Annotated in this window: 11 protein-coding genes; 4 read left to right on the top strand and 7 right to left on the bottom strand. The window is 70.0% G+C overall.

The features are described 5' to 3' along the window. The first annotated feature begins 350 nt into the window (after window positions 1–350). The gene (locus tag ACZYX4_RS01105; protein ID WP_463873040.1) at window positions 351–1,502 is read left to right on the top strand and encodes a glutamate--cysteine ligase; all 1,152 of its coding nucleotides are present in this window, start codon (window positions 351–353) and stop codon (window positions 1,500–1,502) included. 23 nt (window positions 1,503–1,525) lie between these two features. Here ACZYX4_RS01105 and tsaD read toward each other — a convergent pair whose 3' ends face one another. From tsaD to ACZYX4_RS01075, 6 genes are all read right to left on the bottom strand, one after another. Then, entirely contained in the window at window positions 1,526–2,644 is a 1,119-nt protein-coding gene (gene tsaD, locus ACZYX4_RS01100) for a tRNA (adenosine(37)-N6)-threonylcarbamoyltransferase complex transferase subunit TsaD (RefSeq protein WP_463873038.1), read from the bottom strand. After that, window positions 2,641–3,108 (bottom strand): ribosomal protein S18-alanine N-acetyltransferase, encoded by a 468-nt coding sequence (gene rimI, locus ACZYX4_RS01095; RefSeq protein WP_463873036.1) that lies wholly within the window; start codon window positions 3,106–3,108, stop codon window positions 2,641–2,643. Before rimI ends, tsaD begins: the two co-directional genes overlap by 4 nt. Window positions 3,109–3,215: 107 nt before the next feature. Beyond that, the gene (gene tsaB, locus ACZYX4_RS01090) at window positions 3,216–3,887 is read right to left on the bottom strand and encodes a tRNA (adenosine(37)-N6)-threonylcarbamoyltransferase complex dimerization subunit type 1 TsaB (RefSeq protein WP_463873035.1); all 672 of its coding nucleotides are present in this window, start codon (window positions 3,885–3,887) and stop codon (window positions 3,216–3,218) included. Then, the gene (tsaE, locus tag ACZYX4_RS01085; RefSeq protein ID WP_463873033.1) at window positions 3,887–4,552 is read right to left on the bottom strand and encodes a tRNA (adenosine(37)-N6)-threonylcarbamoyltransferase complex ATPase subunit type 1 TsaE; all 666 of its coding nucleotides are present in this window, start codon (window positions 4,550–4,552) and stop codon (window positions 3,887–3,889) included. The genes tsaB and tsaE overlap by 1 nt, the downstream gene beginning before the upstream one ends. Further along, complete coding sequence (gene alr, locus ACZYX4_RS01080) at window positions 4,549–5,769, bottom strand: alanine racemase (protein WP_463873032.1); 1,221 nt, start codon at window positions 5,767–5,769, stop codon at window positions 4,549–4,551. Before alr ends, tsaE begins: the two co-directional genes overlap by 4 nt. Before the next feature lie 568 nt (window positions 5,770–6,337). Next, window positions 6,338–7,432: a carbohydrate kinase family protein gene (locus ACZYX4_RS01075; RefSeq protein WP_463873031.1), complete on the bottom strand. Its 1,095-nt coding sequence runs from the start codon at window positions 7,430–7,432 to the stop codon at window positions 6,338–6,340. An 80-nt stretch (window positions 7,433–7,512) separates the two neighbouring features. Here ACZYX4_RS01075 and ACZYX4_RS01070 point away from each other — a divergent pair, with 80 nt between their 5' ends. Continuing rightward, entirely contained in the window at window positions 7,513–8,934 is a 1,422-nt protein-coding gene (locus ACZYX4_RS01070) for a family 4 glycosyl hydrolase (RefSeq protein ID WP_463873029.1), read from the top strand. A 9-nt stretch (window positions 8,935–8,943) separates the two neighbouring features. Here ACZYX4_RS01070 and ACZYX4_RS01065 read toward each other — a convergent pair whose 3' ends face one another. Then, window positions 8,944–9,480: an N-acetyltransferase family protein gene (locus ACZYX4_RS01065; RefSeq protein ID WP_463873028.1), complete on the bottom strand. Its 537-nt coding sequence runs from the start codon at window positions 9,478–9,480 to the stop codon at window positions 8,944–8,946. A gap of 211 nt (window positions 9,481–9,691) precedes the next feature. Here ACZYX4_RS01065 and mshA point away from each other — a divergent pair, with 211 nt between their 5' ends. Next, entirely contained in the window at window positions 9,692–10,978 is a 1,287-nt protein-coding gene (gene mshA / locus ACZYX4_RS01060; RefSeq protein ID WP_463873027.1) for a D-inositol-3-phosphate glycosyltransferase, read from the top strand. A 58-nt stretch (window positions 10,979–11,036) separates the two neighbouring features. After that, a complete protein-coding gene (locus ACZYX4_RS01055; protein WP_463873025.1) occupies window positions 11,037–12,815 on the top strand; it encodes a formate--tetrahydrofolate ligase in 1,779 nt (592 codons plus the stop codon). Window positions 12,816–12,855: the final 40 nt, after the last annotated feature.

The following is a 12,855-nucleotide window of genomic DNA, read 5'->3' as shown; positions in this document are numbered from 1 at the left end:
CGGGCAGCGTGGCGGACGGATCTGAGGGTGTCGCCGGCGGCTGTGCCGGCGCGGTCGCTGCTGGTGGTGCAGGGGCCGCGGAATCGGCGGAGTCGGCCGTGGGTGCCGGCGTCGGGGGCTCCGAGCAGGAGGCGGTTCCCAGAACCAGCCCCAGAATTGCTGTCAGTACCCCTGCGGCCCGGGTTCTTTTGTGAACACTTTCACGTCTTCTCTGCAATCTGGCCACCGGCTCGATGCTACCCCTGCACTAGACTTGAGCCACCGTTGCCCCGCCAACTGTCCGGCAATTCCGCCCAAGACGAAAGCCGGACGGGGTGGGGAAACGGACAGCTCAACAGTGAAGGGACCACATGAAGATTGATTTCGCTTCATCCAGGCAATCAACTCTTGGTGTGGAATGGGAACTCGCCCTCGTGGACGCGGAAACCGGGGAACTGGCCTCCGTGGCCAAGGAAGTCCTCCGTGGGGTCGCCGCGCAGCACCCCGAGATGAACGAGGACGACGAGCACCCGCACATCAAGCAGGAACTCCTGTTGAACACGGTGGAGCTGGTCACCGGGATCTGCAACACCGTGGCGGAAGCGAAAGCGGAGCTGAGCAGTTCCCTCGCCGCCGTCCGTGATGTCACCGATCCGATGGGCGTCGAGATCTTCTGTGCCGGCAGCCACCCGTTCAGTCCGCCGCAGCTGCAGCCGGTGACGGACAAGGAGCGCTACGCCAAACTCATCGACCGCACGCAGTGGTGGGGCCGCCAGATGGTGATCTACGGCGTCCACGTGCATGTGGGCCTGGACAGCCGGGACAAGGTGCTCCCCGTCCTGGACGGCCTGGTGAACTATTTCCCGCAGTTCCAGGCGCTCTCCGCCTCCAGCCCGTTCTGGGGCGGCGAGGACACCGGATACGCCTCGCAGCGCGCACTGATGTTCCAGCAGCTGCCCACCGCCGGTTTGCCCTTCCAGTTCAGCAGCTGGGACGATTTCGAGTCTTATGCCCAGGACATGTTCACCACCGGCGTGATCGACTCACTCTCCGAAATCCGCTGGGACATCAGGCCCGTCCCGCATTTCGGCACCATCGAGATGCGCATCTGCGACGGCCTGGCCACGCTGGAGGAGGTCGGCGCCATCGCCGCCCTGACCCAGTGCCTTGTCGAAGAGTTCTCCACGACGCTGGACAACGGCGGCACCATCCCCACCATGCCGCCCTGGCATGTGCAGGAGAACAAATGGCGTGCAGCCCGCTACGGACTGGACGCCATCATCATCCTCGACGCCGCGGGCAGCGAACAGCTCGTCACGGATCACATCCGCGAGACGGTCGCCCGGCTGGAACCTGTCGCGGTGAAGCTCGGCTGCGTCACGGAACTGGCCGACGTCCTGAAGATCATCGAGCGCGGCGCCGGGTACCAGCGGCAGCGGCGCGTGGCCGCCGAGCACGGCGGCGACCTGCGCGCCGTCGTCCTGGATCTGGTCCAGCAGATGCGCAAGGGCCCCGAAGCCTAGGCCCGCCCCGCCCCGGGACCGCGTCAGGCCGAGACGGTGGTGACCGGCAGCGAGGAATCCGGGGCGAAGCCGATGCCGCTCGGCGCGATCCCTGCCATCACCAGCTGGGCGCCGAGGGCCGCGACCATGGCGCCGTTGTCCGTGCACAGGGCCAGCGGCGGGACGGTCAGCCGGATGCCGGCGGCGCTGCAGCGCTGTTCCGTGAGCTGGCGCAGCCGTGAATTCGCCGCCACGCCGCCGCCCAGCAGCAGCTCGGTGATGCCGTTCTCCCGGCAGGCCAGCACCGCTTTGGAGGTGATGATGTCCACGACGGCCTCCTGGAAGGCTGCGGCGATGTCCGCCACCGGCACGGTCTCGCCGCGGGCCTCGAATTGCTCCACACAGCGTGCGACGGCGGTCTTGAGTCCGCTGAAGGACCAGTCGTAGCGGTGCGGGCCGGGTTCCTCCGCGGTCCCCATGTATTTGGGCTGGCTGAGGCCTCGCGGGAAGCGGATCGCCTTGGCGTTGCCCGTGCGTGCCAGCCTGTCGATGGCCGGGCCGCCCGGATAACCCAGGCCCAGGAGCCGCGCGACCTTGTCGTACGCCTCGCCGGCGGCGTCGTCGATGGTGGACCCCAGCAGCTCGACGTCCCCGGCGATGTCCCGGATCCGCAGCATCTCGGTGTGCCCGCCGGAGACCAGCAGGGCCCCCAGGTTTTCCGGCAGGGCGTTGGCCCCCGGGGCGCCGGCGAAGGGGTGCCGGCCGCCGTCGTCCGTCTGGAGCAGCCCGACACCCACGTGCGCGACGAGGTGGTTGATGGCGTAGAGCGGTTTGCCTGTCGCGACGGCGAGCGCCTTGGCCGCGCAGACCCCGACCATCAGGGCGCCCGCCAGCCCGGGACCGGACGTGACGGCGATAGCGTCGATGTCCGCCAGGGTCACCCCGGCCTCGGCCAGCGCCTCGCGGAGGGTGGGGACGAAGGCGTCCAGGTGTGCGCGGGAGGCGATCTCGGGAATCACGCCGCCGAACCGGACGTGTTCCTCCATGGAGGAGGACACGGTGTTGGTCAGCAGTTGTGTCCCGCGGACAATCCCGACGCCGGTCTCGTCGCAGGAGGACTCGATGCCAAGGACCAGCGGCTGGCCGGGCTGGGTGGTGTTCATGGGCGGTCTGCTTCCCTGGGCGTGGTGTCGGAGTCGGGGGTGCCGAGCCGGAGCCGCATGATCAGCGCGTCGACGCCGTCGCGGTAGTAGCGGGGCCGGACGTGGATCTGTTCGAATCCGTAGCGGCGGTAGAGCTGCTGGGCGCGGGGGTTGTCGGCCCGGACCTCCAGCAGCACGTCCTCGGCACGTCGCAGCCGGCTTTCCCGGATGAGTTCGGTCAGCAGCGCCGAACCGATGCCCTGGCCTTCCTGCTCCGGCACGACGGCGATGGTCTGGACGTCCGCGATCGGCTGGATGCACATCAGACCGGCGTAGCCCACGATCTTCCCGGCACGCTCGGCCACGAGGTAGCGCCGGGTTTCGGCCTGCGCCAGCTCGGCGGCGAACATCTGCAGCGGCCAGGCGTCCACCGGGAACAGCGCGCGCTCCAGCTCATGCACGGCCGGGATGTCCGCCGCGGTCATGTCCCGGAGGATCACCCCGCCGGGCAGCCCCGCCGGTACGGCCCCCGTTCCCGGCCCTGCGCCGTGTCCTGAATTTTGTCCTGCGCTCTGTCCTCCTGACCCGGCGTTCACAGCGCCCTCTTCCGCGGGCCGGGGACCTGGGCGTCGGACTCGCGCAGGTACAGCGGGGTGGAGTCCAGCAGCCGCTCCCCCGCGGCGAGCCGTGCGAGGGCGAACTGGCCCAGCGAGAGGGCCTCCGGCTGGCGGTCGCGGAATTCCGGGACAGCCTTGACGACGTCGGCATAGAGGCCGGCGCCGGCGCCGTAGACCGGAAGATCGGGAAGGTCGGCGGCGAAACCGACGTGGGGGCCGTCCAGCAGCTGCGGCAGCTGGCCGCGGCTGAGGGCATACCGGGCCCAGTAGACCTCTTTGCGCCGGGCATCCGTGGCGACGATGAACTCCGGCGCCGCATCCGTGGACTCCGCCACCTCCAGGGCGATGGCGTCCAGGCTCATCAGTCCGTAGAGCGGTTTGCCCCAGACGAACGAGAGGGTGCGGGCCGTGACGATTCCCGAGCGCAGGCCGGTGAACGGGCCCGGCCCCACCCCGGTGACAACCGCGTCGATGTCGGCGCCGCTCAGGCCGGCCTCGGCGAGGAGCGCCTCGATTCCCGGCGCCAGCACTTCGGCGTGGCTCCGGGTGTCTTCGGTGGCGAAGTTTCCCACGAGGGATTCCGGGGTGTCGTCGGAGACGAGCGCGGCGCTGGCCACCGCCGAGGTGTCGATGGCAAGGATCAGCATCAGGTCCCTTCCGGGGTACGGGGCTGGGGTGCGGGAGCGGTAGGCGCGGGCTCAGCGGGCGCCGGGAGGACGGGCGGGTCCACCCAGCGGGGACCGAAGCCACGCATCACGATCGTGCGGGGCTCGTCGTCGTCGGTGTCGAAATCCAGCACCGCAGCGTCTCCGGTGGTTTCCGGGCCGTGGGCGGTTTCCGGGCCGTGGGCGGTTTCCGGGGAGTGGGCAGGTGCGGGCGCCTGGGCGCCGCCGAGGCGGCGGACCAGATCCACCTCAAGCCGGCTCTCGCTCAGGTGCTCCACCCGGCCGCGGCCCCATTCCACCACGGTCACGGCGCTGTCCATCGTGTTTTCCAAATCGATATCGTCGATTTCGGAGGCCGACCCCAGCCGGTACGCATCCACATGCACCAGGTCCGGGCCGCCCGGCCGCGCACCGTCGGGCAGGCTGGGGTGGATCCGGACCAGCACGAACGTCGGTGAGATGATGCCGGCCCGGACCCCCAGGCCCTCCCCGAGGCCCTGGGTGAAGGTGGTTTTTCCCGCTCCCAGTTCCCCGGTGAGGACCAGCAGGTCACCTGCTTGGAGCTGGGCGCCGAGGACGGCCGCGAGGGCGTGCGTTTCGTCCGCGGTCCCGACCCTCAGGGTCCGTTCCCAGGCCGCCGCGGTCATGGCCGCGGCTCGCCGCTGGCCGGCTCTTCGTTGACGTAGCGGCGCGGCACCCGGGGACTGATCCGCGTCACGATCTCGTAGTTGTTGGTGCCCGCTGCCCGGGCCCAGTCCTCGGCGGTGGGGCCGCCGTCGTCGCCGTTGCCAAACAGCACGGCTTCGGCGCCGAGGACGCTTCGGCCGCCGGCGGAAACGTTGAGCGGGCCCAGGTCGATCACCATCTGGTCCATCGCGATGCGTCCCACCACGGGATAGTTCACGCCCTCGACGCGGACCGGTCCTCCGGTGGCGATGCGGGGGACGCCGTCGGCGTAGCCGAGCGGGATCAGCCCCAGCGTGCTGGTGCCGCTGGTGCGGTAGTTCAGTCCGTAGGAGACGCCCTGGCCGGCCGGCACATCCTTGCAGTGCGAAACGACGGTGCGGACTGTCATGGCGGGGCGCAGGCCCAGCTCTTCCGATCTCTGCCCCTCGAACGGCGACAGTCCGTAGAGGCCCAGCCCTACGCGGACCAGGTCAAAGTGGGTGTCGGGCCGGGACAGGGTGGCCGGGGTGTTGGCGAGGTGGCGCACCTCGGGATCCACGCCGGCGTCCAGGGCGATGGCGAGGGCTTCGCGGAAGGCTGCCAGCTGTTCGTCGGTTTCCGGGCGCTCGGGTTCGTCGGCGACGGCCAGGTGGGAGAAAATGCCCACCACCCGCAGCAGGCCCTGGTCCTGGAAGTCCATGGCTTCGCCCACGAGGCTGTCCCAGGCATCCAGGGTCGCCCCGTTGCGGCCCAGCCCGGTGTCCACTTTGAGGTGCACGCGGGCCGGCCGTTCCTGCTCGCGGGCGGCTGCAACAATGCGTTCCAGTTCCCAGCCCGAGCACCCGATGTCGATACCGGCGGCCACCGCGGCGGCGAAGTTGCTCTCCGGGGTGTGCAGCCAGGCCAGCAGGGGTACCTCGATGCCGGCGGCGCGCAGTGCCAGGGCCTCGGAAATGTGGGCCGTTCCCAGCCAGCTGGCTCCGGCGCCGAGCGCGGCGCGGGCGACGGGGACGGCGCCGTGTCCGTAGGCGTCGGCCTTGACCACCGCCATCACCTGGGCCGGTGATGCCACGGCCACCAGGCGGCGGACGTTATGCCGGATGGCTTCGAGGTCGATTATTGCCGAGCGCTCCTCGGCATAGGCCGGCGGAGCCTGCGGGACGGGCTGGAAGTCACCTGTTGCTGCTGGGTAAGTCACTTAACGATTCTAGGGGTGGCTGAGCATGGGGCTTAATTCGGGCCTCGTGGCAGCCCCCCCTCCGGGGGACATGCCCAGTCTTTGCGCCCGCCACTGGGCACAATGGCATCATGTCCATCCCCGGGCCCAGGAGGGGGACATATCCAGCGGCCACCTGCTCCAGGCCCAGATCCAGATCCGCGCGCGCCCGCGCACCCCGGGGGACATGCCCAGTCTTCGCGCCCGCCACTGGGCACAATGGCATCATGTCCATCCCCGGGCCCAGAAGGGGGACATATCCAGCGGCCACCTGCTCCAGGCCCAGATCCAGATCCGCGCGCGCCCGCGCACCCCGGGGGACATGCCCAGTCTTCGCGCCCGCCACTGGACACAATGCCATCATGTCCACTCCCGGGCCCAGAAGGGGGACATGTCCAGCGGCCACCTGGTCCAGGCCCAGATCCAGATCCGCGCTCGTCCGAGCACCCCGAGGGACATGCCCAGTGTTCGCGCCCGCCACTGGGCACAATGCCATCATGTCCACTCCCGGGCCCAGAAGGAGGGCATGTCCAGCGGGAGGGAGCCGCGCCTACGCGTCCGAAAGGTGCGCGATGGTCGCCGTCGCCCGCCTTTGCGCTTCCTGAGGCACGTCACGGACGATGTCCTCGAGGAAGCGGTACCGCCGGAGCCACTGGCTGCTCTGGCGTTCCTTCCGGGCGTTGGCCCGCTGCCACCAGTCGGCGATGTCCCCCCAGCCGGGTGCGGCCAGCGAGCCGCCGACCTCCTGCACGGCCAGGGCGGCGCAGAGATTGGCGAACCGCAGCCGGTCGCCCAGCGGCCACCCCGCCAGGCAGCCGACGACGAAGGCTGCGTCGAAGCAGTCCCCCGCGCCGGTCGGATCGAAGGCGGACACCGGCAGCGACGGAACCCACTCCTCCTCGCCCGTTTCGGAGTCCACAGCCATGGCACCCTGGGGCCCCAGGGTCACGACGGCGACCGGCACCTTGTCCGCCAGCGCATAGAGGGCCGCCCACGGGCTGTCATGGCCGGTGAAGGCCATCGCCTCGTGCTGGTTCGGCATAAAGGCGTGGAAGTACTGCAGGTTGTGCAGCCGCGCCGGGGACCACGCACCCGTCGGATCCCAGCCGACGTCGCCGAACAGCTTGACCCCTGCCTTGTACGCGTCGAGCGCCCACGGCTCCAGCTCCTCGCCAAGCTCCGCGACGGCGGCCAGCGCCGGCGGGGGGCGGGAGCCGACCAGTTCGCTGGAGCTCACCGGCGCCGGATGGCCATGCGTCACCATCGACCGGTCGTGCTCCACGCTCAGGGACACTGTGACCGGGGAGTGCCAGCCTGAGATCTTCCGGGACAGCGACAGGTCAACGTGTTCCTGACCGGCCAGAATCTTCCAGTTGGAGTCGCCGTAGCCGTCATCACCGAACGCCGCCGCGAGGCCGGTCCGCAGTCCCAGTCGTGCCGCGGCGATGGCCTGGTTGGCCACGCCTCCGGGGCAGCTGCCCATCCCGTCGCTCCAGATCTCGGTTCCGGCGACGGGCGCGTGCGGGAGTCCGGTGAAGATGATGTCCTGGAAGACGGTCCCGGTCAGCAGCAGATCGAAGCCCTCCGCAGCCGGGGTCCGGACGGAGGAAAGCGGATCGAAACGCCGCGTCGGTATCGCGTCCATGTATGCACAGTACGCCGTCCGGGTGGCGCTGGAAAGGAGTCTGCGGGCCCGGAAGCTGCCGCTGTGCATAGACTGTCGGCATGCGGCTGATGATTGCCGGAGGCGGCGGATTCCGGGTACCGCTGGTCTACCGGGCGCTCTGCACGGGCCCCTTCGCCGGGCTGGTCCGGGAACTGGTGCTGTACGACGTCGATCCCGGCCGGCTCGCCGCCATCAACGCCGTCCTGGCCTCCTTCGCGGGGCAGCATCCGCCCGGCGCGGCCGCCACCTTTCCCGCGGTCCGCGCCACGACCTCCCTGGCCGAGGCACTGCACGGCACGGACCTGGTGTTCGCCGCGATCCGTCCCGGCGGGACAGCCGGCCGCACCGCCGACGAGCGGGTGGCCCTGGACCTCGGCCTTTTGGGCCAGGAGACCACGGGTGCCGGCGGCATCTCCTACGCGCTGCGGTCCATCCCCCGCATGCTGGAGCTCGCTGCCCAGATGCGGCTGCACTGCCCTGACGCGTGGCTGCTGAACTTCACGAACCCGGCCGGCATGGTCACCGAAGCTCTGGTCCCGGTGCTCGGCCGCAAAGTGGTCGGCATCTGCGATTCGGCCAGCGGCCTGGTGCACCGGGCGGCGAACGCCGCCGGCATCGCGCTGCCGGAGGGCACGCTCGACGGCGTGGGCTACTACGGCCTGAACCATCTCGGCTGGCTGTACCGGCTGGCCTCCGGCGGCCGGGACGCACTGCCCGGGCTGCTGGCCGACGCGGACGCCTTGGCCGGTTTTGAGGAGGGACGCCTGTTTGCGCAACCCTTCCTGGCCGGGCTGGGGTGCCTGCCGAACGAATACCTCTACTACTACTACGAGACCGAACGCGCCCTGGCCGGCATCCGGTCCGCCCCCACGACCCGCGGCGAGTCCATCGACCGGCAGCAGTCCGAGCTCTATCCGCGGCTGACGGCGGCCGGCCGGGGCGCCTTCCGGCTGTGGGACGCCGCCCGCCGTTCCCGCGAGGAGGGCTATCTCGCCGAGGCCCGGCCCGCCGGCGAGCGCCGGGATGAGACGGACCTGGCCGGCGGCGGCTACGAACGCGTCGCCCTGGCCGTGATGCGCGCACTCTCCGGCGGCGGCGCAACGGAGCTGATCCTGAACACCCCCAACACCACGGGCAACACCGGCGGGGGCGCCCCGGCGCCGGCGGTTCCCGGGCTGCCCGCGGACGCCGTCGTCGAGGTTCCCTGCCGGGTGACGACCGACGGCGTGGTGCCGCTGCCGCAGGAGCGCCCGGCGCCGGCCCAGCTGGCGCTGCTCCGACAGGTCAAGGACGTCGAACGGCTCGTTGTGGCAGCCACCAGCCGGGACCCGGGGTCGACGGGGCCGGGCCGCCGGGAAGCGGCGCTGGCGGCCTTCGCCGGGCACCCGCTGGTCGGCTCCTGGGGCCTCGCGGACGAACTGCTGGCCGGCTACGACGCCGAGTTCCCGGAACTGCAGGAGCTCTGGCGCGGGGAACCCTGAGTCCCCGCGCTACAGCCTGCGGTACATCAGGTGCAGGCCCACGTAGCCGAGGCGCGGGTGCAGGAACGCTTCCGGGATGGTGGCCAGCACCTCGAAGCCCAGGGACTGCCAGGCGGCAACGGCCCGGACGTTGCTTTCCACGACGGCGTTGAACTGCATGGCGCGGAATCCGGCCACCCGGGCCGCGCCGAGCGAGTAGGCGCACAGCCCGCGCGCCACCCCCTTGCCCCCGTGCGCCGGGTGGACCACGTACCCGGCATTCGCGACATGGCTTCCGCCGCCGCCCTGGTTCGCGTGCAGCTCGCCGCTGCCCAGGATAACGCCGCCGGGCTCCCCCCGGCCCACCGCGACGAAGGTCTGCCCGGGGGACTGCCTGAACCACCGTTCCCGGCCTTGGTGCTCGGTGGTGTCCCGGTCCCAGGTGAAGGTCTCCCCGGCCCTGATCACGGGTTCGAGGATCGCCCAGATCGCCGGCCAGTCCGCGCCGGTGGCGGGGCGGATGTCCCAGCCCGGGGCGGTGGAGTGGGTGTCTTCGCTTGTGCTCACAGCCGTTACGTTAGCAGCGCGCCCGGCTCTGTGACCGGCGCCGCCCGGCTGCCTATGAACCGGCGGGATTTTCAGGAGTAGTGTCTTATCGAAATACAGTTCCGGACGTATTAACCAGGGCGTGCCCACCAAGGGCTGTCCGCCAGGACCGGGCCAGAGAACAGTTCCAGGGAACAGTTCCACGGAACAGGTCCAGGGAGGAAGGGAAAGAATGTCGCTGATCCGCCGCGTCGCGTTCCTCTCCCTGCACACCTCGCCGATGGAGCAGCCCGGGTCCGGCGACGCCGGGGGCATGAATGTGTACATCCGTGCGCTTGCCGCGGCCCTCGCCGAAACCGGCGTCGAGGTGGAGATCTTCACCCGGTCCACCTCCGAGGGCCAGGCCGCCGTCGAGCACCCCTCCCCCGGGGTCTGCGTGCACAACGTCATGGCCGGCCCGGCCCGGAAGCTGCCCAAGGAAGAACTTCCCGAACTGCTGCACAGCATGGTCGCCGAAATTGACCGCATCCGGCAGCTCCAGCCGCACGGCCGCTACGACGTGATCCATTCGCACTACTGGGTGTCCGGGGTGGCCGGGCTGGAACTTGCCAGCCTGTGGGGACTGCCGCTGGTGCACACCATGCACACCATGGCCAAGGTGAAGAACCTGCTGCTGGTCTCCGGCGAGCAGCCCGAGCCGCGCCGGCGCGAGGACGGCGAGCTGCGGATTGTCGACGGCGCCACCCGGCTCATCGCCAACACGGGCACCGAAGCGGCGGAACTGGTCTCGCACTACCACGCGGACAACGACCACATCGATGTGGCCCCGCCGGGCGTGGACCTGGACGTCTTCACGCCCGCGTTCCGCAGCCGGGCCCGGGCCGCCCACGGGGTGCCGCGGGGCCGCTTCCACCTGCTGTTCGCGGGCCGGATCCAGCGCCTCAAGGGGCCGCAGATCCTGGTCAAGGCCGCCGCCCTGCTGCGGGACCGGCGTCCGGACATCGACCTTCAGCTGACCATTGTCGGCGCGGTCAGCGGGGCCAAGGATTTCGACCTGAAGTCGCTGATCAGCACTGCCGGAATGGACGACGTCGTCACCCACCATCCGCCGGTCAGCGCACCGAAACTGGCCGACTGGTACCGTTCCGCCGACGTCGTGGTGATGCCGTCCTACAGCGAATCGTTCGGTCTTGTGGCACTGGAGGCCCAGGCCTGCGGAACGCCGGTGGTCGCCACCAAGGTCGGCGGCCTGTCCCGCGCCGTCTTTGACGGCCGGACCGGGATGCTCGTGGAGGGCCACAAGGCCGCCGACTGGGCCGACGCCCTGGAAGCCCTGTACGACGACCCCGCGACCCGAGAAGACATGGGCCGCGCAGCCTCCCTGCACGCGCAGGAATTCGGCTGGCACCGCACCGCCGCCATCACGCTGGAGAGCTACCACACCGCTTTTAGCCAGTACTTTGGAAACCTGACCATTCCGGTGGGCCACACGCCCGCACCCGGAACCATAGGCCGGTAACATCGGCCGGAACCCCCTGGCCGGCACACCCACCGACGCCACGAGCCGAAGGACAACGATGTCTGAAACCACGATTCCCGGATCAGCCGCCACAGCAGCCGCGGGCGCGCCCGAGCCAGGCGCATCCGCGGCTGCGTCCACGGGCACCGCCGCGTTGAGTGATCTGGAGATCGCGCAGCGGGCCACGATGCGGCCGATCGAGGAGATTGCCGCGGCGGCCGGGATCAACGCCGAGGCGCTGGACTTCCACGGCCGCTACAAGGCCAAGATCGACCCTGCCAGGCTCGCCGGTTCACCGGCCGGCGGTGCCTCCCGCGCCCCCGGCAAGGTGGTGCTGGTTTCCGCGATGTCCCCCACCCCCGCCGGTGAAGGCAAGTCCACCACAACGGTGGGGCTGGCGGATTCCCTCGCCCGCGCCGGCCACAAGGTGATGATCGCACTGCGGGAACCCTCGCTCGGGCCGATCCTGGGCATGAAGGGCGGCGCCACAGGCGGCGGTTACTCCCAGGTGCTGCCCATGGACGAGATCAACCTGCACTTCACCGGCGATTTCCACGCCGTCACCTCGGCGAACAACGCCCTGATGGCCCTCGTGGACAACCACATCTACCAGGGCAACGAGCTCAACATCGACCCGCGCCGGATGACCTTCAAACGGGTGCTGGACATGAACGACCGGTCGCTGCGCGAGGTCGTGATCGGCCTCGGCGGGCCGACGCAGGGCATCCCGCGGCAGGACGGCTTCGACATCACGGTGGCCTCCGAGATCATGGCGGTGTTCTGCCTCGCCACGGACCTCCCGGACCTGCGGGAACGGCTGGGCCGGATCACCTTCGGCTACACCTACGACCGTCAGCCGGTCACGGTGGCGCAGCTGGGCGTCCAGGGCGCCCTGACCATGCTGCTCAAGGACGCGCTGAAACCGAACCTGGTCCAGACCATCGCCGGCACCCCGGCCCTGGTCCACGGCGGACCGTTCGCCAACATCGCCCACGGCTGCAATTCCCTGATCGCCACCCAGACCGCGCGCAGCCTGGCGGACATCGTCGTCACCGAAGCCGGCTTCGGCGCCGACCTGGGTGCGGAAAAGTACATGGACATCAAGTCCCGCGTCGCCGACGTCGCTCCGTCCGCCGTCGTCATTGTGGCGACCGTCCGGGCCCTGAAGATGCACGGCGGCGTCCCCAAGGACCAGCTCAAGGAGCCCAACCTGGACGCCCTGGCTGCCGGCGTCGTCAATCTTCAGCGCCATGTGCACAACGTGGAGAAGTTCGGCATCGCACCGGTCGTGGCGATCAACAAGTTCGCCACGGACACCCTTGAGGAGCTGGACTGGCTGCTGGAATGGTGCGCCGCGGAGGGCGTCCAGGCGGCCGTGGCCGATGTCTGGGGCCGCGGGGGCGGCGGCGACGGGGGCGATGAACTCGCGGCCAAGGTCGCCGCGGCCATCAACGCGCCACACACCTTCCGGCACCTGTACCCGCTGGAGATGTCGGTGGAGGACAAGATCCGGACGATCGTGCAGGAGATCTACGGCGCCGACGGCGTGGATTTCTCCGTCCCGGCGCTCAAGCGGCTCGCGGAGATCGAGAAGAACGGCTGGTCCGGCTTCCCGGTCTGCATGGCGAAGACCCAGTATTCCTTCAGCGACGACGCAACCAAACTCGGCGCGCCGAAGGGCTTCACCGCGCACGTCCGCGACCTCATTCCCAAAACCGGCGCCGGCTTCATCGTGGCCCTCACCGGCGCGGTCATGACCATGCCCGGGCTCCCCAAGGTCCCCGCCGCGATGCGTATGGACGTCAACGCCGACGGCAACCCCGTCGGCCTCTTCTAACCCCCGTTGCGCTATCACTTTTGGCTGCCATTTCCGGCAA

The sequence above is a fragment of the Pseudarthrobacter leeuwenhoeki genome (genome assembly GCF_055412885.1).
This window is presented reverse-complemented; position numbering and strand designations above follow the sequence as displayed.